25 protein-coding genes and 1 pseudogene are annotated in these 23,329 nt (G+C 68.9%); 14 read left to right on the top strand and 12 right to left on the bottom strand.

Annotation, left to right across the window (positions count from 1 at the left end; all coding sequences use genetic code 11):
- The first annotated feature begins 245 nt into the window (after positions 1-245).
- Positions 246-1,472 carry a hypothetical protein gene (locus LIP_RS13630; protein ID WP_068139522.1) on the top strand — a complete coding sequence of 409 codons (1,227 nt, stop codon included), beginning with the start codon at positions 246-248 and terminating at the stop codon, positions 1,470-1,472.
- 207 nt (positions 1,473-1,679) lie between these two features.
- Here the strand turns inward: LIP_RS13630 and LIP_RS13625 are convergent, their stop codons facing one another.
- Entirely contained in the window at positions 1,680-2,174 is a 495-nt protein-coding gene (locus LIP_RS13625; protein WP_068139520.1) for an NUDIX hydrolase, read from the bottom strand.
- Positions 2,175-2,335: 161 nt separating this feature from the next.
- On the opposite strand from LIP_RS13625, the gene LIP_RS13620 reads away from it, so the two are divergent.
- The 6 genes from LIP_RS13620 to istB all read left to right on the top strand — a co-directional run bounded on the left by LIP_RS13620 (position 2,336) and on the right by istB (position 8,354).
- On the top strand, positions 2,336-2,890 hold the full coding sequence (locus LIP_RS13620; RefSeq protein ID WP_144440508.1) for a Uma2 family endonuclease: 555 nt from the start codon (positions 2,336-2,338) through the stop codon (positions 2,888-2,890).
- Positions 2,891-3,008: 118 nt separating this feature from the next.
- A complete protein-coding gene (locus LIP_RS13615; RefSeq protein WP_068139513.1) occupies positions 3,009-3,473 on the top strand; it encodes a DinB family protein in 465 nt (154 codons plus the stop codon).
- Between the two features lie 86 nt (positions 3,474-3,559).
- Complete coding sequence (locus tag LIP_RS13610) at positions 3,560-3,889, top strand: heavy metal-binding domain-containing protein (RefSeq protein WP_068139509.1); 330 nt, start codon at positions 3,560-3,562, stop codon at positions 3,887-3,889.
- Between the two features lie 947 nt (positions 3,890-4,836).
- Positions 4,837-5,754 carry a hypothetical protein gene (locus LIP_RS13605; protein ID WP_144440507.1) on the top strand — a complete coding sequence of 306 codons (918 nt, stop codon included), beginning with the start codon at positions 4,837-4,839 and terminating at the stop codon, positions 5,752-5,754.
- Between the two features lie 330 nt (positions 5,755-6,084).
- Positions 6,085-7,590: an IS21 family transposase gene (gene istA / locus LIP_RS13600; protein WP_068139502.1), complete on the top strand. Its 1,506-nt coding sequence runs from the start codon at positions 6,085-6,087 to the stop codon at positions 7,588-7,590.
- Complete coding sequence (gene istB / locus LIP_RS13595) at positions 7,587-8,354, top strand: IS21-like element helper ATPase IstB (RefSeq protein WP_082726348.1); 768 nt, start codon at positions 7,587-7,589, stop codon at positions 8,352-8,354. Before istA ends, istB begins: the two co-directional genes overlap by 4 nt.
- Positions 8,355-8,510: 156 nt before the next feature.
- Here istB and LIP_RS13590 read toward each other — a convergent pair whose 3' ends face one another.
- The 3 genes from LIP_RS13590 to LIP_RS18640 form a co-directional block, all read right to left on the bottom strand.
- Positions 8,511-8,780, bottom strand: a complete 270-nt coding sequence (locus LIP_RS13590; RefSeq protein ID WP_198409555.1) for a type II toxin-antitoxin system RelE family toxin — start codon at positions 8,778-8,780, stop codon at positions 8,511-8,513.
- On the bottom strand, positions 8,764-9,054 hold the full coding sequence (locus tag LIP_RS18645; protein WP_144440505.1) for a helix-turn-helix domain-containing protein: 291 nt from the start codon (positions 9,052-9,054) through the stop codon (positions 8,764-8,766). Before LIP_RS18645 ends, LIP_RS13590 begins: the two co-directional genes overlap by 17 nt.
- A 70-nt stretch (positions 9,055-9,124) precedes the next feature.
- A complete protein-coding gene (locus LIP_RS18640; RefSeq protein ID WP_158509692.1) occupies positions 9,125-9,337 on the bottom strand; it encodes a hypothetical protein in 213 nt (70 codons plus the stop codon).
- A gap of 308 nt (positions 9,338-9,645) precedes the next feature.
- Here LIP_RS18640 and LIP_RS13575 point away from each other — a divergent pair, with 308 nt between their 5' ends.
- The 6 genes and pseudogenes from LIP_RS13575 to LIP_RS13565 all read left to right on the top strand — a co-directional run bounded on the left by LIP_RS13575 (position 9,646) and on the right by LIP_RS13565 (position 12,456).
- Complete coding sequence (locus tag LIP_RS13575) at positions 9,646-9,879, top strand: hypothetical protein (RefSeq protein ID WP_144440504.1); 234 nt, start codon at positions 9,646-9,648, stop codon at positions 9,877-9,879.
- Complete coding sequence (locus tag LIP_RS13570) at positions 9,866-10,375, top strand: type II toxin-antitoxin system VapC family toxin (protein WP_158509691.1); 510 nt, start codon at positions 9,866-9,868, stop codon at positions 10,373-10,375. Before LIP_RS13575 ends, LIP_RS13570 begins: the two co-directional genes overlap by 14 nt.
- Before the next feature lie 631 nt (positions 10,376-11,006).
- On the top strand, positions 11,007-11,228 hold the full coding sequence (locus LIP_RS18045; RefSeq protein WP_082726345.1) for an addiction module protein: 222 nt from the start codon (positions 11,007-11,009) through the stop codon (positions 11,226-11,228).
- Positions 11,225-11,605, top strand: a complete 381-nt coding sequence (locus LIP_RS20630) for a type II toxin-antitoxin system RelE/ParE family toxin (protein WP_407936386.1) — start codon at positions 11,225-11,227, stop codon at positions 11,603-11,605. The genes LIP_RS18045 and LIP_RS20630 overlap by 4 nt, the downstream gene beginning before the upstream one ends.
- 7 nt (positions 11,606-11,612) lie before the next feature.
- Positions 11,613-11,804, top strand: a pseudogene (locus tag LIP_RS20625) (hypothetical protein); the annotation flags it as partial.
- 127 nt (positions 11,805-11,931) lie between these two features.
- Positions 11,932-12,456, top strand: coding sequence for a DUF6125 family protein (locus LIP_RS13565; RefSeq protein WP_068139487.1), 525 nt, complete (start codon positions 11,932-11,934; stop codon positions 12,454-12,456).
- Between the two features lies 1 nt (position 12,457).
- On the opposite strand, the gene LIP_RS13560 is transcribed toward LIP_RS13565, so the two are convergent.
- Entirely contained in the window at positions 12,458-13,294 is an 837-nt protein-coding gene (locus LIP_RS13560) for a Wzz/FepE/Etk N-terminal domain-containing protein (RefSeq protein ID WP_082726343.1), read from the bottom strand.
- 492 nt (positions 13,295-13,786) lie between these two features.
- On the opposite strand from LIP_RS13560, the gene LIP_RS13555 reads away from it, so the two are divergent.
- Positions 13,787-14,455: a hypothetical protein gene (locus tag LIP_RS13555; protein ID WP_068139481.1), complete on the top strand. Its 669-nt coding sequence runs from the start codon at positions 13,787-13,789 to the stop codon at positions 14,453-14,455.
- 110 nt (positions 14,456-14,565) lie between these two features.
- Here LIP_RS13555 and LIP_RS13550 read toward each other — a convergent pair whose 3' ends face one another.
- The 7 genes from LIP_RS13550 to LIP_RS13520 all read right to left on the bottom strand — a co-directional run bounded on the left by LIP_RS13550 (position 14,566) and on the right by LIP_RS13520 (position 23,301).
- Entirely contained in the window at positions 14,566-15,783 is a 1,218-nt protein-coding gene (locus LIP_RS13550; protein ID WP_068139477.1) for an ABC transporter permease, read from the bottom strand.
- Positions 15,784-15,811: 28 nt separating this feature from the next.
- Positions 15,812-17,110: an efflux RND transporter periplasmic adaptor subunit gene (locus LIP_RS13545; protein WP_068139473.1), complete on the bottom strand. Its 1,299-nt coding sequence runs from the start codon at positions 17,108-17,110 to the stop codon at positions 15,812-15,814.
- A 99-nt stretch (positions 17,111-17,209) separates the two neighbouring features.
- Complete coding sequence (locus LIP_RS13540) at positions 17,210-18,418, bottom strand: TolC family protein (RefSeq protein WP_068139470.1); 1,209 nt, start codon at positions 18,416-18,418, stop codon at positions 17,210-17,212.
- A gap of 77 nt (positions 18,419-18,495) precedes the next feature.
- Entirely contained in the window at positions 18,496-19,707 is a 1,212-nt protein-coding gene (locus tag LIP_RS13535) for an ABC transporter permease (RefSeq protein WP_068139468.1), read from the bottom strand.
- Positions 19,704-20,528, bottom strand: a complete 825-nt coding sequence (locus LIP_RS13530) for an ABC transporter ATP-binding protein (protein ID WP_068139465.1) — start codon at positions 20,526-20,528, stop codon at positions 19,704-19,706. Before LIP_RS13530 ends, LIP_RS13535 begins: the two co-directional genes overlap by 4 nt.
- Positions 20,525-21,823: an efflux RND transporter periplasmic adaptor subunit gene (locus tag LIP_RS13525; RefSeq protein WP_068139463.1), complete on the bottom strand. Its 1,299-nt coding sequence runs from the start codon at positions 21,821-21,823 to the stop codon at positions 20,525-20,527. Before LIP_RS13525 ends, LIP_RS13530 begins: the two co-directional genes overlap by 4 nt.
- Entirely contained in the window at positions 21,820-23,301 is a 1,482-nt protein-coding gene (locus tag LIP_RS13520; protein WP_144440503.1) for a TolC family protein, read from the bottom strand. The genes LIP_RS13525 and LIP_RS13520 overlap by 4 nt, the downstream gene beginning before the upstream one ends.
- Positions 23,302-23,329: the final 28 nt, after the last annotated feature.

The raw sequence follows: 23,329 nt of genomic DNA, 5'->3' as shown, positions 1-23,329 counted from the left end.
CGGAAGGAGTTCCGTTCGGGGCGGAAGGGAGGTACCCCGCGTGGACCCCAGCGGAGACCACCGGGCATGGACCGACATCGCAGCAACGGACGCAGCCCGGGAGCAGCAGGCCGTGAGGAAACAAGGATACTCAGGGCCGGAGCTCCCCCGACGCAGCAGCCGACGCAGCAGACATGGCAGCCACGCAGCAGGCATCGCACCACAGACCCAACCCTGCAACCCACGCAGCCAAGGGGGAACAACGGATGAAGAAGCTGACCGTCGTACTCAGCGCAGTCATGGTCCTCGCTCTGGCGCTGCCGGCTTCCGCCGCCCCCGCCCTCAGCATCGGCGGGAAGGTGGACCAGCAGTTCAAGCTCGAGCGCGGCGCTGACGACCAGATGCACCTGAACGGCTACACCGGCCTCGACCTCGAGGCGGCCCTCTCCGCGGAAGGCGGCGACCCGATCCGTGCCGTGATCGAGTTCGCCCCGTGGACGTGGAACAACCTCAACCCGGACGACGAGACCGTCGCGGACATCAACGCGCCGGGCTACGGCGTCGCCGGCGACCCTGAGACGGCCGACCCTGGTACCCTCCAGCTCGACAAGGTCTACCTGGAGGCGCAGGGCGCCTTCTGGAACGGTGGCCCCGAGATGACCACCACCATCGGCGATGTCACCGTGGAGCACTCGCCGTGGGTGGCCAACCTCGAGCGGCGCGGCGTGAAGGTGGAGAACCTGGGCATCGGCCCGGTCACGGCGAACGCGTTCTACGGCTGGCCCGCCGAGGCCGAGGCCTTCCGGCCCTACGGTCTCTCCGTGGTGGGCAACATGGCCAACGTCGGCCTGAGCACCTCCGTCGTCCGTGAGGGCGAGGATACCGAGCTGGCCGCCAGCGCGGCCACCCAGGTCGGGCCGGCCATGGTCAGCGGCTCCCTGGCCATCGACCGGGCGCAGAACCAGGCCTTCGACATCAACGCCGAGGCCCCGGTGATGCCCAACCTCAACCTCCACCTCGGCTACCGCGGCGGCGACGAAGCCTTCCTGCCCCGCTACGCCGACGTGGAGACCCTCGAGGACGAGAAGCAGGCCAGCTGGACCAAGAACGCGGCCGGTGACCCCGTCGCCCTGCAGCAGGGCGTCGAGGTGGGCATCGGGACCGTCCAGTACGGCACCCAGGTGGCGGCGAGCTACGACCAGCCCACCGACAGCGCCAAGCTGGAACTGGCCCGTGCCTTCGCCCTGAACGGGCGGGGGATCGACACCAAGTACACCGGCACGTTCGAGATCGGAAACGAGAAGATGACGCACGAGATCGAGGCCGGCCTGGCCCCCGTGACCGTCAACGCTGAGGTCACGGCCCAGCGGGACGCCGAGAGCACCTACAGCCTGAGCGCGACCTATGCCGCTCCCAACGGCATGGAGCTCGGCGCTGGCTACCACTCGGTGGATGGCCCGTCGGTCTCCGCCGGCGCCACGGTCGAGTTCTAAGGCCTGATCCGGCGCCTCTCACGAGGTCCCGAATCCTGGAACTCGCCTGAAGCGCGGCAAGCAACCCCGCACCGCGGCCACCTGGCCGCACCGAAGGCCCAGCCCCTCGCCACCCGGCGGGGGGCTGGGCGTTTTCTGCGACCCCGACGATCGTCCCACCCGCCCTCCCGCGTGGCTGCGTGGCTCGGCTCCTGGACTTGACACGGATCAGAGGCCGGAACCCACTTGCCCGTCGGCGACGCACCGGATGAAGGGCAGGTGGCCGTAGGCCACCTCGTCCTCCCCGAGCTCGGCCACGGGGCGCCACTGGAGGGCGGTGATCTCGCCGGCCTGGGGCGCCATCGGAGCCAAAGGGTCCACCGCGACGCGGTAGAAGAACCGCAGCGAGTGGAAGGGGTACCGGAAGAAGGCGATGAAACCGTCGTCGAAGCCGATGCGCTCCTCCACCGCGGCGTGGAGGCCCGTCTCCTCGGCGAACTCCCTGGCGAGGCCCTCCTCCAGGGTTTCCCAGGGCTCCACGGCCCCGCCGGGCAGCTCCCACCGACCGTGGAAGGCCGAGCGCCCCAAGAGCACCCGGCCCTGCCCGTCCAGGGCGATGCCGTATGCGGCGGGGCGGAAGCGGAGGTCGCCCGCCGGAAACTCCCGCTCGCCGCCGTGCACGTCGCGGCAGCGGATCGTGCGGTTGGGTGGCTTGCTGGCCACGGGTCCCCACCTCTGGAGGGTAGCCTTTCGCAGGGGCCGGGCGGATCCCTGCCGGGCGGGACGGTCGCGGCCGGGGAAACGTGCCTTGTGTCCGGCGACCTGTCTTGCTATTCTGGGGATGGATCCTCGGTCCATGAGTGGTAGAGTGGGGAGTGGGTTCCATGATCGACGACAAGGTCTACGACGTGGCCCTTACCTATGACGACTACCGGCGGATGCCCGAAGGGGAACGGTACGAGCTCCTGGAGGGGGACCTGCAGTTGACGCCGGCACCCAGCCCGCTCCATCAGCGTGTCTCGCGCCGCATCCAGGCGGCCCTCAACGACCACGTCGAGAAGCACGGCTTGGGCGAAGTCTTCAATGCCCCGATCGACGTGGTGCTCTCGCACACCACGGTCGTCCAGCCCGACGTTCTCTTCATTGCCCGGGAAAGGGCCGGAATCGTGGGCGCGGAGAGCATTTCCGCCGCGCCCGACCTGGTGATCGAGATCCTCTCCCCCTCCAGCACCATGCGCGACCAGGTCACCAAGCGGCGCCTCTACGGCCGCTACGGCGTGCGGGAGTACTGGATCGTCGACCCGGAGGCGCGAAGCATCGAGGTCTGCGTGCACAGCGGGCGCGAGCTCGTGACCCACGGCGTGTGGCAGGCGGGCATGGAGATGGAGAGCCCGCTCCTTGAGGGTTTCCGACTGGCTGTAGCCCCCATCTTCGCCTGATGCCTGCGAAAGCGCCCGGTTCAACTCCACATGCGAGGGAACCGGCCCGTCCCGGCGAAGGAGCTGGTTGGAAGCAGTCCGAGTCTTGGCCCCATCACGCCAAGGGAGGGATGAGATCATGGACGCCTTTCCGGAGATCGTCTTCAAGGCGCTGAGCGAGCGCCCCTTTCAGCTCTTGGACCTGGCTCGGAAGCTCCCGGAAGGGGGCTTCACCTGGCAGCCGTATCCGTCGGTGAAAAGCATCCGGGCCATCCTGGTGCACATGTTGGGGGCAGAGGAGTTCTGGGTGGAGTACGTCCTGCGGGGGCAGCCGAGGACAGAGCGAGACCCGGCCGCCTTCCCATCGCCCGCTACCCTGGAGGAGGTCTGGCGGCCGGTGCGGGAACGAACCGTCGCCTACCTGCGTGGCCTGGGCGAGGAGGAACTGGCCCGCCGCCACCCGCTGCCCTGGAACCAGGCAGAGCGCCTCACCGGCCAAGAGATCGCCTGGCACGTGGTGACCCATGAGTTCCACCACAAGGGCCAGGTCTGCACCCGGCTGGCCATGCTGGGGGTGGAGGTCCCGGACCTGGACATCTTCTGAGCGGAGTCCGGACGGAGGGCGTTGCCCGTGAAGCGACGGCGCGCGAGGCTGGGGAAGGATCTGATCCGAGAGAGGAGCACGAGGCCATGGGGGACGTCCTCATCACCACCACCCCCACCGTGGAGGGGCACCCCATCCAGGAGTACCTGGGCGTGGTGACGGGCGAGGCGATCCTGGGAGCCAACGTCTTCCGGGACCTCTTCGCAGGGCTGCGGGACATCGTGGGCGGGCGGAGCGCCGCCTACGAGGAGGAGCTGGAGCGCGCCCGGATCATCGCCCTCCGCGAGATGGAGGAGAAGTGCCGGCACCTGGGCGGGAACGCGGTGGTGGGCGTCGACCTGGACTACGAGGTGGTCGGTTCCAACGGCAGCATGCTCATGGTCTCCGCCTCGGGCACGGCGGTGCGGTTGAGCTGAGGCTCGTACAGCCGGTGCTCGGGGCAGGCCGGCAGGGTTGCGTCATCGAGACTGGACTCATCAAGCTACGCCCTGGCGATCCCCATCTGCGTCGACCGCGAGGCCGAGCTGGGCTCGCTGGAGCGGCTCAACCATCAACCGGGCCCGGTGCTCTTCATCCGGTACGGAAGGCGGCGTCTGGGCAAGACGGAGGTCCTGCGCCGGTGGGTCCAGGGAGACAGAGCTGGCCCAGAGCTCGGCCCTCTCGGACCGCGGCGCCGTCCGTGTGACCCTCGGGCCCGCCCGGCCGCTCCGGGGAGAGCTTCGGACGCCCGGCTTCGGGCGGCTTGCGCGTACCACCCCGTCCTGCTATCCTGGGGATGCCCGGAGGGGGATTCAGAGATCAGGCGTACCATGTGGCGATCCATCCACGTTTCCATCCGGCAACCCCTCCGGGTACTCTGCCATGCCCTGGCGAGCCCCCTCTCGCCTCGTTGACAGACGGGGCCTCCTGGTGCCTTCCGAACCGTCGCGGCCTTGCGGAATGCCACCGTCCCCTCACGATGCTCCGCCTCCCCACCGGCCTCGAACGCTTCCGCACGGTCCTGGTGTGCCAAAGCCTCAGTAATCACGAACCTCGGGGCAGGAAAAAGAAGGAGAAAGAGGAAAGGCATAGAATGACGCACACGGACGGGCGTGGACACGGCCTGACGTGCGGATAGCCCGGCAAGGCGAAGAGGAGGTGTCTCGCTGGACATGCCGGCGGGCATCCGCGGGCAGGCAGCCCGTGCACGTTTCCGGGGGGGATCGACCGTGCAAGGAAACTTGGCCACTTGCATGCCTCTGAGGCCCTCCGTGAGCGCATGCGGGAACGCGCGGGCCAAGCGTGCTCGTCACAATCATCGGTGCCGCTCGTGACCGAGTTGGGCCCGATCATCATAACCATGAGGACAAGGGAGGACAGAGCATTGAAGAAGCTTGCAGTGGGCGTATTGCTCTTCGCCCTCATCGCAGCCAGCGTCCAGGTGGCCTCCGCACAGCCGAAGGTCAGCGGATTCGTGGTCCAGGACATCACGTATGAGTTCGGGCTTGAGGACGATCCAGCAACCCCAGACGTGGACGAGAGCCTTCCGTACACCTTCGGGCGGACCACGCTCCGCGTCAACTTCTCCGGCGACGTGAGCGACAACCTGAGCTACTACGGCCGGATCCAGGGGACCGCGGGTCAGCCGGTCAAGGTCAAGACGGACGACGCTGGTAACCTGACCGAAGACGTGACCGGTGCGTTCTCCGTTACCCAGGCCAACGCGACGCTGAAGAACCTGGGGGCGGAAGGGCTCTCCCTCAAGCTGGGTCGGCAGTACATCGGCTGGACCCGCCTGAACAGCTTCGACGGATTCGAGGACGTCACGATCGACGGCCTGTCGTTCAGCTATGCGCCAGGTGCAGCTGGGTTCGACGCGTATTACCAGGTGACCAAGCCGGGTGACGCCCAGCAGATCGCTTCGAACGAGAAGGTCGGGGCGCGCCTCACCTACAGCTCCGAGATGGGTGGCCTCAACCTGGATCTTGCCGGGAAGGTGGCGAGCGATTTCGCCGCTAACGGATTCGGGTATGGCCTTTCCGGATCGTTGGGGCTCGGCGACATCGGCGACGTCTACACTGAATGGGGCAAGAACCCAGACGACACCGACTTCCTCGTAGCCGGGGCGAACATCAGCGCCCTGGAGGCGGCCACCGGAATCAGCGCGTGGGTGGAGTACGACGTGAACGCCAGCACGTACGCATTCGAGCTGAGCCGTGAGCTGATCGAGGGGATCACCGCGTACTTTGATGGCGGCAGCGACGGCTACAGCCTCACCGCCGAGCTCTACGTCCCGTTCTAAAGGACGCTGCTGGGCGATCGCTCTGATCGGAGGGCGGGAGGGCGCCACCGTGGGTCCTCCCGCCTTCGCGTGCGCCCGGCATGCCTGCGACACCCCCTACCAGCCCGGCGTCACCCTACTCGATCTTGCCGCGCCTGCCACTCCCGGTACTGCAGTAGTAGGTAGAAGTAGGTTCCAGGCCAACGCTCGATAGGGTCGCTTACCGGCTGTGAATGCTACCCTGAAAGTGCCCCGCGCTGAGTGGGTGTGATGGAGGAAAAGGGGACCACCCCGATCAACCCAAGCTCCCGAAGTCCTCGACGACGAAGGGAGCCATGGAGGGTGCTCAGGATGGTCCAACAAGAGTATATCCGATTCCTCTACTTCCAGGAACACCGATCGATCCGGGAGATCAGCCGTATGACAGGGCACCATCGCAAGACGATCCGCCGGTACCTCCAGGCGCCTCACGAGAAGCGGGAAGGGCCCATCGAGCCGACGTATCCGGTGCTGGGGCCGTACCGGGAGACGATCGATCGCTGGCTCGAAGGGGACCGGCAGGTGCATCCCAAGCAGCGGCACACGGCCCGGAGGATCTACCAGAGGCTGCGCGACGAGCATCAGTACAAGGGCGGCGAGAGCACGGTGCGGGAGTACGTCCGCAAGCGGAAGCGGCTGATGGACCCCCAGGAGGTGTACCTGCCGCTTGCCTTCTCCCGGGCGGAGTCGATGCAGGTGGACTGGGGCATGGTCACCGTGAAGGTCCAGGGCGAGGCATGCCAGGTGTGGATGTTCTGCGCGCGCTTGAGCTACAGCACCGACATCTTCGTCCGGCTCTATCCTCACAGCCGCATGGAGGCCTTCCTGGACGGGCTGAGACGGGCCTTCGAGCACTTCGACGGGGTGCCGGCCGAGGTGCTCTTCGACAACCTTCGCACCGCCGTCAAAGCCTTCGTGGGGATGAGCGGGCGGGAGGAGACCGAAGCGTTCCTGGCCTTCCGGACCTACTACGTCTTCCGGGCGCGCTTCTGCAACCCCCGGAAGGGCAACGAGAAAGGGCTGGTGGAGAAACTGGTGGGCTACGCCCGGAGGAACTTCCTGGTCCCCATCCCCGAGGCCCTTTCGGCGGAGCCGGAAGGGCTCGAAGCCCTGAACGCATCGCTCCTCGAGGCCTGCGTGGCCAACCGGAGGCGCACGCGTGCCGGGGAAAGCCGGACGGTGGGTGAGCTCTACCAGGAGGAGGGGGCGGAGCTCGTGGCGCTTCCGGAGCACCCTTACGACTGTGCCTTTCGGCGGCCGGCCAGGGTGGACTCATCGAGCCGGGTCCGCTTCGAGACCAACGCCTACTCGGTGCCCTGGCCGTACGCTCAGAGGAAGGTGGAGCTCAAGGCGTACGTGGACCGGATCGCGGTGGTGGCCGACGGGAGGGTGATCGCCGAGCATCCCCGCTCTTACGGGCGGAACGGCCAGTTTCTCAAACTTGATCACTACCTGGAGGTGCTGCGCCGCAAGCCCGGGGCCCTACGGCACTTCCGGGGGTGGCGTGAGAACGACCTCCCCGGGCGGTACGAGCTCCTCCTGAAGACGATGCTGGGCCAGGGCCGGAAGGCGAAGGAGTTCATCGACGTGCTGATCCTCAGGCGCGACCACGAATCGCCCGAGACCGTGGACCAGGCGGTGGAGACCGTGCTCCAGCGCCACTGTGCCCACTACGAGGCGATTCGGCAGCTCGTCTTCCCCGGGATGACGGATGAGCCCGCCCCATCACTCGTCTCGGTCCCTGATGGGCTGCGAGCCCACCGGGTGCAGCCCTCTGATCCCTCGGTCTACAGGCAGCTGGCGGGGGTGGGCGTATGAGCGATCTGGAGATGGCCGCTGCCCAGGCCTACCTCAAGGAGCTCCGCCTCCCCGCCTTCGCCCGAATGCTTCCCGAGACCCTCCGGGAAGCCGAGGCCCAGGGCCGGCCGTTCCTAGAGGTGCTGCGGGTGCTGCTGGAGGGGGAACTCTCCCAGAGGCAGATCAATCAGGGGCGACGGCGGGTCCGGGAGGCTCGCTTCCCGTACACCAAGGGCCTGGAGGAGTTCGACTTCACGGCCAACCCCAACCTCAAGAAGCCCCAGATCCTGAGCCTGGCCCGGGGCGAGTACCTGGCCAAGCGCCAGAACGTGATCCTGCTGGGCAACAGCGGCACCGGGAAGACCCACCTGGCCATCGCCCTGGGGAGGGAGGCGTGCCGGCAGGGGCACCGGGTCCGCTTCTACACGGCGTCCGGCCTGGTGAACGAGCTTCTGGCGGCCCAGGCGGAGCTGTCCCTCACGAAGCTTGAGAAGCGCTGGCTCAAGTACGAGCTGGTGATCGTGGACGAGCTGGGCTACATCCCCTTCAGCAAGCAGGGGGCGGAACTGCTCTTCCAGTTCCTCTCGCTCCGCTACGAGCGGGGAAGCCTCCTGATCACCACCAACCTCGACTTCGACCGCTGGATCGAGGTCTTCGGCGACGCCCAGATGACCACGGCGCTGCTGGACCGGCTGACCCACCGGGCCGTCATCCTCGTGACCAACGGGGAGAGCTATCGGTTCCGTGAGAGCATGCGTGTGAAGGAGAGTGAGGCCGCCGGCTGAGTCTTGGTGAGGGGGCAGTCCTGCTACGCAGGACCTCCCCCTCACCCCCCTGGAATCCGTGCTGGTGGGGTGGTACCCTTCTACGCCATCAAGGTGGGACACTTTGGGGTTGACATCTACACCGGCGCCGGCAGTGTCCGTCCCGCCCCGCAAAGGTCAGTTCGAGCGCCGGTAGGCTCGGCCGCGAGGCCTGACGCCCACCCCGTAAAGCACCGCTCCCGGCTCCCGTACGGTGAAGAGAACCCGCCAGTCACCCACCCGACTGGAGCGGAGACCTTCGGTTCCCTCCAGGCGCTTCGATAGCCTGGGGTCGGAAGGGTCGTCGGCCAGCTCCCGCAGGCGCAGGCGGATACGCTCCTCGGTTTGCCTGTCCATGCGGTCCAGGGCCTTCTCGGCCGCGCGGGCGAGCTCAAAGCGCAGGGCCAAGACCGCGCTCCGCCTCGTACTGCTCCAGGGTCTTCACCCGGCCGGCCTTCACGTCTTCGAGGCCCCGGTGCACGGCCTGCAGGTCCTCGGGAGAGAGCGGTTCGTCGTCCACCCCGCGCACGAAGGCCTCCAGGTCCTCCTCCAGCACCCGCCACTTGCCGGCAATCTTCCGCCCCCGCAGCTCCCCGCGGCGCAGCATGTCAGCCACGGTCCTTCGCCCGATCTTCAGCTGCTCGGCCACCTCTTCGGGCGTGTAGAGTCGCACCCCGCCCATCTTCACGCCACCTCCTCGCGGTCCGCTTTCAGGGCCGCCACGTGCTGTACCTTGCCGGCCGCCACCAGGTTCAGCAGCTCCGGCCCGCCCGGGCGCTCGGCAGGGGCTTCGAGGTCGAAATGCCTCCCTCCCGAACGAGGACGGCCAGCTCCAGCCCCTGAAGGCGGCAGTAGGCCCGCAGGCGATCCTCTTGGGCGTCCGGCGAGACGCCCTCGGTAGCCTGCTCGTTCGTCGATACCCGCACGGCCGCGGCCCGCTCCACTTGGACCGCCTCATTCTGCACGTTTCCTGCACCTTATAGCACAACGCTACCGCGAAGCGCACAGGCACGCAAGGCCGTGCGCACAACAGCTAACGCGATCGACGTCGGCGGCGACGGCCCGGACCTGACCTTCAGCCTGGGCGCGAGCGAGGAAGGAATCTGGAGCCTCTCCGTTGACCTGGGCAGCGCGCTCAACGGTGGCGCGACGCTCGGCGAAAGAAGGACGGGAGCGCCAGCGTCCGGGACGGCGTCTTGGCGTATGGATCCATGACTGGATCGCTTGACACACGGTCCTCTCGTTGCATACCATGGCACCAGAGGTGATGGCCGTGCGCAAGAAGGTCGCCACCACGCTGGAAGCAGGCTTGTACGCCAGGGCCAAGGAACGTGCCCGCCTGGAGGGCCGGACCTTCAACGCCCTCCTTGAGCAGGCTCTCAGGAACTACCTGGAAGCGGGGACGCGGGCCCGTTCCGTGGTGAGGGAGTCCGCCGGGGTGCTCCGGGTGCCTGTGGAGTTCGTGATGGAGGTCGTGGAGGCGGATCTCTACGGTGAGGCTGACTGATGTTCCGGAGGGCGCCTCGGTGTACGTGGACGCCGACATCTTCATCTACCACTTCACCGGGGTGTCCCGGCAGGCAACGGACTTCTTGGAGCGTTGTGAGTCACGGGCGCTCAGCGGCTACACCGGTCACGTGGTCGTTCTCGAGGTCATGCATCGGCTCATGATGATCGAGGCCAGGACGAAGGGGCTCTTGCTGGGGAACAACCCGGCCCGGCAACTCGCCGAGCACCCCGAGTACGTGAAGCAGCTGAGCGAGTACCATTTCCAGGCTGCCAGGATCCCGGAGATGGGGATCACCGTGGTGGATCTCCCCAGGTCCTACCTCGCCCGGAGCCTGGAGTTCCGCCAGCGCCACGGGCTTCTTGCGAACGCCTCCGTCCTCGCCCTGGAGATGGCCGACCACGGTCTCACGTGGCTCGCCTCCTCCGACCGAGCGTTCGAGCGACTGCCTCGGGTTACCCGGGTGGCACCGGCCGACCTGATCGTCTCGCCCTAGACGATGCTGCCGCCCTCATGGCAGTCGACCCTGCCCGCCGGATCCCCACCCGCCGGAGTCCTCTCTCTGTCTCCAGACCCCCCGGACCTTCCATCGTACCGCCCGTGGCCTGCGGCGCCAAGGGTTCGCCTCCGGCCGGCTTCGCCGCCCTTGACCCCACAGCCCACGGGCGGTCTACCCCTCTTGGCCCGGGGGGTGTGATTCAGCAGGCACGACGACTGAGTACACGTATCCGTGAATAGGCTGGGCACATGCCTGGGCGCAGGGCACTTCGCGACCGGGCGACCACGAATGGATCCTCAGCACCGAAATCGAACGTGGCCTGCTGCAGGTCAACGCTGGCGCGGGCCGCACGGTGGACTCGGCCATCAGAATTACGCCCATTACGCCCAGCACGAGCTACGCCGGTCGCTGGGTCCAAGGTCGGGTGACGTCAGGGACGGACCGCTTGGCTGTAAGGGAAGCAGCGGTGGGGATGGGCAGACAGTCGGCCTGGCTCCTGACGAACCACTGCGGAGGCTACCTTGCGCGTCCGCGCATGCCTCGGTATGATTAGGCTGTCAGGTGGAGTACGGCTCGAAGAACAACCTTCCAAGGCCGACACAGATCGAAGGCAAGGGGGTGGCTTCTTGTGACGGTTGAGAAGCTGGAATCAGAGGCCCTCAAGCTTGATCCAGGTGCACGTGCGAAGCTAGCTGCAAAGCTGTTGCTCAGCCTGGAGGAACTGTCGGATGCGGAGAACGAACAGCTGTGGGCAGAGGAAGCGCAACGGAGACATGACGAGCTCGTGGCAGGGACTGCGGGTGAGCGGCCAAGCGCCGACGTGTTTCGCGATGCTCGGGCGCGGCTATGATCATGGGTCGCGTCAGGTTTCACGAACAGGCGGAGCAAGAGCTAGTCGACGCGGCACGCTATTACGAGAGCAAGAGTCCAGGTCTAGGTTTCGCATTTCTCGACGAAGTCGAACGTGCAACCGCAGAGATTGTCGAACATCCAGAGGCGGCTCCCCGGATACGCGGGCTCATCCGGCGGAAGCTCGTCCGCCGCTTCCCTTACAGTGTCATGTATTCAGCGGAGAACGATGTAGTGCGGATGCTCGCCATCGCCAATCAGAAACGGCGGCCTACTACTGGCGTGGACGTCAATAACTGGGCGACACGCTGCGAAAGCCAGTGGTACATCCAGCTAAGCCCGCAGTCGAGCCTGGCTTTGGGCAGGCCCGGCGCGTGACGCCCGCCGTTCTATCCGGCAGTACCTGGACTTCTACAACCACCGCCGGTTGCACCGGGCGTTGGGGTACCGACCGCCAGCTGAGGTGTACTCGCCCACTGGTACGACGAACGCTGCGCATGCCTCGCAGCGTCAATCTGTCAAGGTTCTATCGGAAGGAGGGCAGAGTAGCTCAATCCACCCCGATCTTGTGTCTTGACAACGGGGTCCACCTCAGCATCGACGATCGGCCAGCTGACGGCGGACTGGGGCTATCCATGACAGACGCAGGGGCTGACACGGTGAGGTCGAAAGAAGTCCCAGTACGGTTGCGGGAGGCGACGGCGGTGCGGTCCATCCACGACCTGTCGAACGAAGAGCTCGTGGATCTCCTGGCCGACTTCGCCAAGCGCTGGCTGGCCCACGACGGCCTCTGGTTCCAGGCCGTGGAAGCGCACCACGGGCTGGACGAGGCGATCCGGCTGGACGAGGAGGCGTGGGCGCGGTTCACAGCCATCGAGGCGGGCCGCATCCGCCGCATCCTGGACCTGCCCGAGCAGGCGGGGCTGGACGGATTGACGGGGGCGCTCCGATTCCGCCTCTACGCGCTGGTGAACGAGCAGGAGGCCGAACGGGTTGATGAGCGTACCGTGGTCTTCCGCATGAAGCGCTGCCGGGTGCAGGAGGCCCGGGAGCGCAAGGGCCTGCCACCCTTCCCGTGCAAGTCGGTGGGGCTCGTGGAGTATGCGGGCTTCGCGCGGACCCTGGATCCCCGGATCCGCACGGAGGTGCTCACCTGCCCGCCGGATCCCCACCCGCCCGAGTACTACTGCGCATGGCGTTTCACGCTGGAGCCTGGCGAGCAGGCCTGATCTAGGCTTTCGAGGCCTCATGCCTTCCGGCGGGCTCGGACCCCTGCCACCCCTCGAGCCCGAAGGCCAGGAAGACACCGATCATCCCCGCCAGTACCGCGGCCACCGTCATGTTCAGCAGCGTCCGGGGTGCGGAGGGCGCGGCGGGCAGCGTGGGGGAGAGCAGCATTTCCAGGCGCAGGTGCGATGGCAGGTTCGCCTGGATCTCCAGAAGCCGGCTTCGCTCCTGCAGCGCGGCGCCGTACTGCTGGCCGTAGGCCGCCGCCGCGGCGATCTCAAGGGCAAGGTCGCGCGGGCGGGCCTCGAGGCCCAGGGCATCCCCCACGGCCTCCAGTCCCGCCCGCATGGAGGCCACGTTCGCCTCGGCATCGGCGAGGGCTCGGTTCAGCCGTCGCTCGGCGTGGTCTTGCACGCCGGCGTTGAATGCTTCGAGCCAGAGGGTGGCCAGCCGCCGGCTCCCCTCAGCCGTGGGGGCCGACGCCTTCACCTGGAGGACCGTGTTGCCCGCGTCCAGCTTCACCGAGAACCTCTGGGCGAAGGCCTGGAGGGAAACCTCGGGAGCCGCCGACGCCCGCACAGGTTCGAGCACCGGCTCGCTCACCGCGTAGCGGGCGTACTGCTCGGCGGTCATTCCCAGATTCTGGTCAAGGCGGGGCAGGAAGAAGCGCACCTCGGATTCGTAGACGGGGGAAAGGACGAAGGTGCTGAGAGCAGCCGCTGCCGCGACCGCCGCAACCATCAACCCAAGGATGAGGTAACGGCGCTTCACCAGGACCCCCGCCAGGGCCCGCAGATCGATCTCGTCTTCGTACACGACATCCCCCGCGCCGTGTGTCATACGCGATCCCCCCGCGTCCGGACCCCCGCCGCACCCGGCGACGAGGCTGGCGTGCCGCAGAAACGCTGCACCCACCCAGCGCGCAACCTCACGTGCGTTGGCCGCTCGCCACCGCCTCGCAGTATCCGTGCCGCCGCAGATGACATGTCAACGGGGCCGATGGTATCCCCTCACGAAGCCTCTGTTCGGAGTGAGGCGACAACATCCTCCCCGCATCTGGACATACCGGTGAAGTCTGGCGACACTCGACACCTATCCTCATGCACCGCGAATTCCGCTGCCCTGGGAGGATCCGGTTCGTCTGGAACCGAACCCCATCTCTGTAAGGGCGTGCCAGCGCCGGGTGGCGAGGGGCGCCCCGCGACGGGGGATCGGGGACCGAGGGGTCGGGGACCGGTTTCGCGCGCCGACGCGCGGGGTCCTCCCGCGTCCGGGTGCGTGCGCTCGATGCGCTCCGGCACGCATCCAACCGACGGGGGAGGGCTCGTCTCGTTGAATCATCGTCCGTCTCGTACGGCCGCACGCGTCGCCGTCGTCCTCGCCCTGTTCACCGTCGTCCTTCTGGTCGCCCTTCCTGCGGCGGCCAGTGCCCAGACCACCTTCACCCTCTTCGTGGGCTCCTCGGCCCACGCGCCGCTGGCGGTCATCATCGAGCAGCAAAACGAAGACACCCTCTACATCGAGTCACCCGAGTGGGAGACCAAGCCCTTCTACGAGGCACCGTACTACTCGATCCGGGTGGGCCACGGGGAGTGGGACGTGGAGCTGATCCACGACAAGATGTATCTGATGAACACGCCGCCTGAGGTGCAGCACTTCGAGGTGAGCCACGGCTACAACCTCCTCCTGCTGAACCACCGGCGCGGGAATGGGCCCTTCACCTGGCGGACGGGGTTGGGACTGGTGGCGGCGCACCCGGAGAGCACCGTGCGGGGCGAGGGCTTGGGCTACGGCCAGGGGATCCTGAAGGGCTTCTACATCGGGGGTCCCGCCGGGCAGGTGGCGGCCACGTACACGCGGGACCTGCTCGGTCCCCTTTACCTCACGGCCGAGGCGAAGGCGACCCTAGCCTGGGCGAAGGTGCCTGTCTACAATGGCCACGCGACGGTGCCGCACCTGGCGGCGCACCTGCTGGCGGGCGTGGGCGTGCGGCTCTGGTAGCGAGGGTTCTCATGAGGGATGGGGCGGCGCCGTGCCTTTGGGGCCGGCGCCGCAGCTCTCAGATTCGCTCTTCCCGGCGCTGCGCTCTGCCCTGAGCTCTCCCGGGGATGCTACTCGTACCGCAGCGCCTCGATGGGATCCAGCCTCGCCGCCCGGAAGGCCGGGTAGACGCCGAAGAAGAGCCCCACGGCCACTGCGAAGCCGAGTGCCAGACCGACGGTCAGGGGCTCGACCGCGAGGGCCCACTGGCCCGCCCGGGCCAGGTACCAGCCCGCACCGGCCCCCACCAGGACGCCCACCACCCCGCCCAGGCCGCTCAGGGTGACGGACTCCACCAGGAACTGGGTCAGGACGTGCCGGCTCTTGGCGCCCAGGGCCTTGCGCACCCCGATCTCCCGGGTGCGCTCGGTGACCGAGACCAGCATGATGTTCATGATCCCGATCCCGCCCACCAGGAGCGAGATCCCCGTGATGCCGGCCAAGAGCAGGGTGAGGGTGCCCGTGGTCTGGGCGACGGTCTCCAGGATCTCCTGCTGGCTGGTGAGGACGAACTCCTCCTCGCTGTTCAGCGTCTGGACCATGAAGTTGGTCAGGGCCTGCTCTGCCAGGGGGGTCCACTCGGTTCCCAGGCTGGAGACCTGGATGCTGCCGACGGTGTTCCGCCCGAAGAGGCGCTTCTGTGCGGTGGTGATGGGGACGAGGACCCTGTCGCCCATGGAGAAGAAGCCCTGGGTCCTGGGGGTCATGACGCCGACCACCGTGAAGGGCACGTCCCGGATGCGGATCGTTGCACCGATGGGGGAGGCACCCGAGTCTCCGAAGAGATCCTCGGCCGCCACGTCGCCCAGCACCGCCACGCGGGCTACGCCCTCCACCTCCTCCGGGAGGAGGAAGCGCCCCTGGGCCACCTCCCAGTTGAGCTGCTCGACGTACTCGGGGGTGGTGCCAACCACGCTGGTGGAGGTGCTCTCCCGCTCCCAGGCGACCGTCAGGTTGCCGCTCATCTCTGCTGACACGCTGCGAACGCCGGGGAGGTGAGCGTCGCGGAGCTCGAGCATGTGCTGCAGCGTGAGGATCTGCACGCTGCCCCGGGTGGGCGCTGGAGCGCCCGGCACGCCGCGCTGCCAACGGCCCGGGGAGATGGTGATCAGGTCCGATCCGAGGCTTGCGATCTGCTCGGTCACCGATCGGCTCGCCCCCTGGCCGATGGAAACCAGCCCCACCACCGAGGCGACGCCGATGATCACGCCGAGCATGGTGAGGAAGGAGCGCAGCTTGTTGGCGCTGAGGCTCGCGAGGGCCATTCGCACGCTCTCGAAGAGGCTCATGGGCCGCCCCTCCTTGCCTGTGACGGTTTCATCGACGCGGGACGGGCATCATCCCGGGGCCCATCAGGACGCGGTTGCCTTCGCCGCCGGAAGCGCCCGTGGCCCCGGAGAGGCCGCTGGCCTGGAGGATGAGGGTGTCGTCGGCGGAGAGGCCCTGCACGATCTCGGCGAAGCGGCCGTTCCGGAGACCCACCCGCACCACGGTGGGTACGGGCGAGCCGTCCGGGCCTGCCCGGAGCACCATGTCCTGCTGGTTCTGCCGGAAGAGCGCCTCCAGCGGAATCCGAAGGGCCGCCTCCTTGCGGTCCACGACGATCTCCACGTCCACCGTCATGGCGGGTCGGAGGAGGCCCTCCGCGTTGTCCACCTCCACGGTGACGTCGAAGGAGACGACGCCGTTCGCAGCGTTGCCCACCGTGGCCACCGATGCCACCGTACCCCGGAAGGTGCGCTCCGGAGCGGCGTCCGCCGTCACGCGCGCTTCCTGCCCGAGCTTCACGCGGTTGACGTCGATCTCGTGCACGGGCACGGTCACCCGCATGCGATCCAGCCGGCCCACCCGCGCCAGCACCTGTCCCTCCTGCACGGACTCACCGGGCTCCACATCCACGGTGAGGACCGTGCCCGCCAGGGGCGAGCGGAACTCGGACCGGCGCAACTCCTCCTGGGCGATGGCCAGGTTGGCCTCGGCCTCAGCCACCTGGGCCTCGGCCACCTCCACGTCCTCCGGGTCCGGGCCGGCCGTCAGCTCGGCCAGGCGCTGCTCCGCCAGGTGCAGATCCTGCCGGGCCGAGGCGAGGTCATCCTCCATCTGGGCCAGCTCGGAGGGCGCCAGCGCCCCCTGCCCGGCCAGCACCCGGTTCTGGGACACCTGATCCTCCAGCCGCTGAACCTTCAGGCGGGCCTGGTCCACGGCGTTCCGCTGCTGGAGGACTTCCGCCTCCGATGGGCCCGCCTGGAGCTTCCGCAGGTTCGCCTGCGCCGAGAGGAGGCTCGCACGCGCGCGCGTCACGGAAAGCTGCAGGTCCGTAGGATCCAGGGCTGCCAGGAGCTGGCCCGCCTCCACCATCGCGCCCTCCTGCACGGGCACCCGAGAGACCTCGCCCCACGCGCGTGCCAGCACGTCCACCTGGGTGAGCGGCTCGAGGGTGCCCACCGCCGAGAGCACTTCCTCCATCGGGCCAAAGTCGGGCCGAATGCGAACGCTTCGGGCCTGGGCTGCCGCGCTCTCGTTCGAGTCCGCGCTGCGCGTCCACGCCCAGTACCCGTAGCCGGCCCCGCCCACGACGAGGATGGCCACCACTGCCCACAGAATGATCCGCCGCATCAGGTTCCCACCTGCCTCCCAAGAGTCCGAGCCGGGTGGATGGGTCTTTTCGCCGGTTCAGGAAATGAGGCGCATCCCCATCCTAGCACCGAAATGTGATCAATCTGTGACGGAGCCACTTCCCGGCCCCTGCCATTGGGCCGCCTGGTAGAAGCGGGCCAGGCTGATGCGGTAGTCGAAGACCGCGTTGAGGGCGGCCACCTGGGCCTCGAAGGCCGTCTGCTGGGCGTCGGTCACGTCCAGTGAGGTGATGGTGCCGGCCTCGAAGCGGAGCCGGGCGATGCGGAGCTGCTCCTGGGCCAGCGCGGCGGCCTGCTCGCGGAGCGGAACCTGGGCCGCGGCGCCCTCCACCGTCTGGAAGGCCTTGCGTACCTCCAGCTCCACCTGGAGGCGGGCCTGCTCCAACCCGTCCTGGGCTTGCTGCAGCTCCACCTGGCGCCGCTCCTGGTCCAGCCTGGGGGTGTAGGGATTCCGGGAGAGCTCCAGGTTCAGCCGGGCCGTCTCCACTTGGTCCTGGGCCCGGATCACCTCCAGGCGTTGCTCCAGGGCCGAAGCCAGGGCGGCCCGCAGGTCCAGCTCGGAGGGGGTGAAGGTCAACTCGGCCTCCGCCGGCTCCAGGGGTGCGTCCAGGGGTCGGCCCAGGAGCCGGTTCAGCTCCTGCTGGGCCTGCTCCAGGCTCCGCCGGTCCGTCTCCAGCTGGGCCTCGGCCTGGTCCACCTGCTGGCGGGTCTGCTTCAGGTCCAGCTCGGCCAGGGCGCCAGCGTCGTACCGTGTTTGGGCGGACTCGAGTTGCCGCCGGGCCTGCTCCAGGTTCCCCCGGCTCAGCTCCACCTGCTGGCGGCTGCGGATGAGGTCGTAGTACGCCTCCTCCACGCTCAGGGCGATGGTGCCGGAGCTGGCCGCGTGCTCGGCCTGGGCGGACCGCCAGGCGCTCTCGGCCTGGCTCAGCGTCACGGGCGAGGGCTGCACCAGGTGGTTCGCCGTGGCCTCCTCGTGGTCGAGGCGGGCCAGCTCCAGTTCCAGGTCCGCGGCCTTCCGGTCCGGGCCTTGCTCGAGGGCGAGCTGGATCGCCTGGTCCAGGGTGAGGGAGAGGGGCTCCGGCCGATCGCTCGGGCTCGCCGGGTCGCCAGGGACTCCCTGGGCCCGCACCGGGGGAAGACCGGGCAAGATGGGGAAGAGGGCCGGGGCGGAAGCGAGTGCGAGGGTCAGGGCGAGGGCCGCGACCAGGCGGCTCCAGGAAGGCCTGAAGCCAGGCAGGAAACGGTCGGGCCGGTGACCGTCATGAAGGCGGGCATCCCATCCGAACACGTTGCTCATCCTTTCTGCGGCGGCGCCGTGCGTCGCCGGGTACGCCCGGGAGCGCGGGATCTCACTCGTCCGGGATCTCACTCATAGCGCAGGGCCTCGATGGGGTCCAGCCGTGCTGCCCGCCGGGCGGGCCAGATGCCGAAGAAGAGCCCCACCGCGGCCGAGAAGCCGAAGGCCAGCCCCAGGGTGGCGGGTTGTACGGTGAAGGGCCAGTGGCCCAGCCGGGCAGCCACCCAGGTGAGGAGCGTCCCCACCGCCATACCCACCAGCCCCCCCACGCCGCTCAACGCCACCGACTCCACCACGAACTGCATCAGCACGTACCTGCTCTTGGCCCCCAGGGCCTTCCGCACGCCGATCTCCCGCGTCCGCTCGGTGACCGACACCAGCATGATGTTCATGATGCCGATGCCCCCCACCAGGAGCGAGATGCCCGTGATGCCTGCCAGAAGCAGGGTGAGCACGCCGGTGGTCTGGTTCACCACGTCGAGGATCTGCTGCTGCGTGTCGATCCGGAAGGCCTCGGGGCCGCCCAGAAGCTGGGCGAGGTAGTTGCGCAGGGCAGCCTCGGCCAGCGAGGTCTGGGCGGCCGAGGCGGAGACCACGATGTCGCTCAGCGGCTGCTGCTGGCCCGTGATCCGGCTGCGGGCGGTGGTGAGGGGGATCATGGCCAGCCGGTCCAGCCCCCGGATGAAGGCGGAATCCTTGGCGCCCATGACCCCGATCACCGTGAAGCGGTTGCTGCCGATGGAGACCACCTGCCCCACCGGGTCTACGCCTGAGTCGCCGAAGATCTGCCTGGCGGCCTCGGGTCCCAGGGCCACCACGGGACGGCCCCGTTCCAGGTCCTCGAGCGACAGGAAACGTCCCTGGGTGACGGGCCAGTTGACCACGTGAGACCACTCGGGCGTGGTCCCCACGAGGGGGATCATCGTGGACTGGCGGCCCCAGTGGACGGCGCCCAGGGTCTCGATCTGGCCGCTCACGGCCACCACGCCCGGCAGGTCCGCCTGGCGCAGCGCCTCCAGGTGCTCCATCTCCAGGTTCCCTGCGCTCCGCCAGATGCCGGGCGCGACCTCCTTCCGGCCGGGGCTGATGAACATGGCGTTGGAGCCCAGGCCGGCGATCTGATCGGTCACCGAGCGGCTGGCGCCCTGGCCGATGGAGACCAGCGCCACCACCGCCATCACCCCGATGATCACGCCCAGCATGGTGAGGAACGAGCGGAGCTTGTTGGCCACCAGGCTCGAGAGGGCCATGCGCACGGCCTCGACCAGGGTGAAGATCACGACCGGCCCTCCTTCTCCCCCGGGTCTGCCGCCTCCGCCTGCTGGGCCTCTCCCGCCGGCCCGGCGGGCGGTAGGGCGGCCAGGCTCTCGGCCGCCTGCCGGGGCCGCGCCACGTCCTCCACCCGCTCCAGGCGCCCGTCCCGGAAGTGGAAGATGCGCTGCACGTGCTCCGCCACCTCCCGGTCGTGGGTGACGAGCACGATGGTGTTCCCCGTCTGGTGGATCTCCTGGAAGAGGCCCAGGATCTCCAGGCCCGAGCGGGTGTCCAGGTTCCCCGTGGGCTCGTCGGCCAGCAGGATGGCGGGCCGGTTCACCAGAGCCCGGGCGATGGCGACCCGCTGCCGCTGGCCGCCCGAGAGCTGGGAGGGCAGGTGGTGGGCCCTCTCGGCCAGACCCACCCGCTCCAGGGACTCCTCGGCCGCCCGCCGCCGCTGCCGGAAGCTCTTCCCCGCGTAGACCATCGGGAGCTCCACGTTCTGCAGGGCGGTCAGGCGGGGCAGCAGGTTGAAGGTCTGAAAGACGAAACCCACGCTCCGGTTCCGGATGTCGGCCAGCCGATTGTCCGAGAGGGTGGCGATCTCCTGGCCGTCGAGCCAGTACCGGCCGGAGGTGGGCCGGTCCAGGCAGCCCAGCAGGTTCATCAGGGTGGACTTGCCCGAGCCGGAGGGACCCATGATGGCCACGAAGCTCCCTTCAGGCACCTCTATGTCCACGTCCACGAGGGCGGGCACCTTCACGTCACCCATGCGGTAGACCTTGCTCAGCCCCTTGGTGCGGATCACCGCTCGGGGTGCCGTCAGGGGGGACGTTGCCAGGTTCATCGTCCGCTCCCCCCTTCGGCGGGTCGGGTTGCCGCGGCGCCCCGGGCCACGGCTGCCATGTACTGCTGCGGCGTGATGCCCACCGGCAGGATCACGAGCATCTCGTCGCCGGAGAGACCCTCGCGTACCTCGGCCTCCCGGTCGTTCCGCAGGCCCAGGGTGACGGAGACCACCTCGGTGGAGCCATCGGGTTTCTGCACCACCACCGCGTCCTTCCCCCCGTTCTGGATCAGGGCCTCCAGCGGGACCCGAACCGCCTGGTCCCGCCTCTCCAGCACGATCTCGGCCGTGGCCGTCATTCCGGGACGCAACCGGTCGTCCGGGTTCTCCAGGCTCACGGTGACGTCGAAGGTGGCCACGTTGTCGTTGCGGTTTCCCCGGGGGGCCACCGCGGTCACGGACCCCTCGAAGCTCCGGCCCCCCAGGGCGTCGGCCTGGACCCGCACCCGCTGGCCGGTCCGCACGTTGGGGACGTCCATCTCGTTCACGGGGGCCACCACCTCCAGGCGGTCGGTGCGGCCCAGGCGGGCGACGGTGGCGCCTGCCTCCACAGGCTGGCCCAGCCGCACGCTCAGCTCCAGCACGGCGCCGTCCATGGGCGCGCTCACCCGGGCACGCCGGAGGTTCACCTCGGCTCGGGCCGCATCGGCTTCCGCCTGGGCCACCTGGGCCCGGGCCCGCTCCAGCTCCTGCGGGGTGGCGCCCTGTTCCAGCTCGGCCAGGCGCTGCTGCGCCAGGTGGAGCGTCCGCTCGGCCGCGGCCAGGGCGTCCTCCTTCTGCTGCAGATCCTGCTGGGAGAGGGCTCCCTCACGGGCCAGGCGGCGCGCGGAGGCCACGTCGGCCTGCAGGCGGGTCGCGTCGGCCCGGGAGCCGGCCACGTCGTTCCGGGCCTGAAGCACCTGAGCGGCGGCGGGGCCGTTCTCCAGCTCCTCCAACTGGGCGCGGGCGGCCCGTAGGGCAGCCTGGGCCTTCTGGAGATCGAGCTGGAGGTCGCTGGGGTCCAGGCCCACCAGCAACTGGCCGGACTCCACCTCTTCCCCTTCCCTGACGGGCAGCTCGTGCACCACGCCCGAGACCCGGGCCACCACGTCGGCCTCCTGGACGGGCTCAAGGGTACCCACCACCCGGGCGGTGGACTCCATGGGGCCGCGGGTGGCCTGCACCTGGCGCACCTGACTGAGGAGGGCGGCATCCACGGACCCCGCGGACCGTCCCACGAAAAGGTAGAACCCGCTCCCGCCCACGGCCGCCAGGACCACGGCCCAGAGGGCGATTCTCAAGACCCGCTTCGTCAATTCGCATCCTCCTCCGGAGGCGCGGCCTCCTCCAGGCTGATCCAGCCGCCGTCCGGCCGGGCGACGGGGAGGGCGGCGGCCCGCTGCAGGTCGGCCGCGGAGCGGAGCACCTGGAGGCGGGCGGAGGCGTGGTCGGCCAGGGCCGCGTCGTAGTCGTCCTGGGCGTCGGCCAGGTCCCGGGGGGTGATGGCGCCGGCGGCGAAGCGCTTCTGCTCCGCCTCCAGGCGCATCCGGGCCGCCTCCAGCTGGAGCTCGCGCACGGGCACCGCCTCCTGCGCGAGCAGGTACGCCTCGTGGGCCTGGCGGACCTCTTCGGCCACGCTGGCTTCCAGGTCCTGCACCTTGGCCTCGAGCCGTTCCACCTGGATCGCCTGCGTCTCCCGGGCGGTCCGACGCCCGCCGCCGTCCAGGAGCGGCAGGGAGAGCTCAGCGCCGGCGGACCAGCCGGTTCCGAGACCCAGCTGCAGCGAGCCCGGGTTTTCGTCTGACGTGTACAGCCGGGCCTGGCCCGACACCTCCACCTGCCAGGTGTCCGTGGGCAGGGTGGCCTGAACGCTGCCATCCTCGCCGGCATACGTGGCGGTGAGGGAGAGGGTCGGCTCGAAGGGACGCTTCAGCTCCCCCAGCGCCGTACGGGCCTCGGCCAGGTCCTCGCGGGCTTCCGCCAGCTCCAGCCGGTGGGAGAGCGCGTGGGCGATGAGGGCGTCCACGGAAGGTGCGGCCGCCGGGGCATCGCCGGGCGGCTGGCCCTGGTTGCCGGCCGCCCGGGGCGCGGATCCTGCCTCACCGGGGGTGATCGGCTCGATGGAGGTCATGTCGTGCACCTCCGACACCTCCAGGGGGGTACGCAGCGGCAGGCCCAGGAGCTGGTTCAGCTGTGTCTGGGCCTTCAGGGCGTTGAACTCCGCCTCGGCCAGCTTCTGGCGGGCACTGAGGGCAGATGCCCGGGCGTCGTACAGGTCGGCCTCGGTGGCGGCCTGCTGGCGGGCACGATCCTCCGTCTGGGCCAGCAGGGTCTCCGCTTGCTCGACCGTGATCCTCTGTCCCTCCACGGCCGAGCGGGCTCCGACCAGGTCCAGGTACGCCCCGAGCACCGAGCCGGCCACGTCCTGCCGGCCTTCCTCCAGTCGCCGGCGGGCCTGCTCCAGGGCGAGCTGCGCCTGGCGGACGTTCGCCGGAAGAGCGCCCCCCAGCAGTGGCTTCAGCGCGAAGCTCTGGTCCAGAGAGAGGCGCACGGTGACGGTGCCTTCCCCGGCATCCTCGCTCACGCTGTAGCCGGCGCCCAGCCCCGCCTGGGGCAGGTAGGGGGCGCCGGCCTGGCGGGCCTGCAGCTCCGCCTCGGCCACGGCCCGACGCTGCTCCTCCAGGTCCGGGCCTTGCTCCCAGGCGATGCGGATCGCCTCTGGAAGGGTCAGCCGGCGCGGGGCCTCGGCCCGGACGGCTGGCACTGCCATCAGGGCTCCAACGACGAGAAGCACGCCGAGCACACTCCGTCGAGCACTCCTG

The organism is Limnochorda pilosa (assembly GCF_001544015.1).
Lineage (GTDB): Bacteria > Bacillota > Limnochordia > Limnochordales > Limnochordaceae > Limnochorda > Limnochorda pilosa.
This window is presented reverse-complemented; position numbering and strand designations above follow the sequence as displayed.

Bases quoted from the DNA above. Each gene is read 5' to 3' on its own strand.
- istA (WP_068139502.1), top strand. From the start codon at position 6,085: ATGGTCCAACAAGAGTATATCCGATTCCTCTACTTCCAGGAACACCGA.
- istB (WP_082726348.1), top strand. From the start codon at position 7,587: ATGAGCGATCTGGAGATGGCCGCTGCCCAGGCCTACCTCAAGGAGCTC.
- LIP_RS13560 (WP_082726343.1), bottom strand. From the start codon at position 13,294: ATGACACACGGCGCGGGGGATGTCGTGTACGAAGACGAGATCGATCTG.
- LIP_RS13545 (WP_068139473.1), bottom strand. From the start codon at position 17,110: ATGCGGCGGATCATTCTGTGGGCAGTGGTGGCCATCCTCGTCGTGGGC.
- LIP_RS13620 (WP_144440508.1), top strand. From the start codon at position 2,336: ATGATCGACGACAAGGTCTACGACGTGGCCCTTACCTATGACGACTAC.
- LIP_RS20630 (WP_407936386.1), top strand. From the start codon at position 11,225: ATGATCATGGGTCGCGTCAGGTTTCACGAACAGGCGGAGCAAGAGCTA.
- LIP_RS13610 (WP_068139509.1), top strand. From the start codon at position 3,560: ATGGGGGACGTCCTCATCACCACCACCCCCACCGTGGAGGGGCACCCC.
- LIP_RS13615 (WP_068139513.1), top strand. From the start codon at position 3,009: ATGGACGCCTTTCCGGAGATCGTCTTCAAGGCGCTGAGCGAGCGCCCC.
- LIP_RS18645 (WP_144440505.1), bottom strand. From the start codon at position 9,054: ATGGGCGGGGTGCGACTCTACACGCCCGAAGAGGTGGCCGAGCAGCTG.
- LIP_RS13550 (WP_068139477.1), bottom strand. From the start codon at position 15,783: ATGAGCCTCTTCGAGAGCGTGCGAATGGCCCTCGCGAGCCTCAGCGCC.
- LIP_RS13530 (WP_068139465.1), bottom strand. From the start codon at position 20,528: ATGAACCTGGCAACGTCCCCCCTGACGGCACCCCGAGCGGTGATCCGC.
- LIP_RS13630 (WP_068139522.1), top strand. From the start codon at position 246: ATGAAGAAGCTGACCGTCGTACTCAGCGCAGTCATGGTCCTCGCTCTG.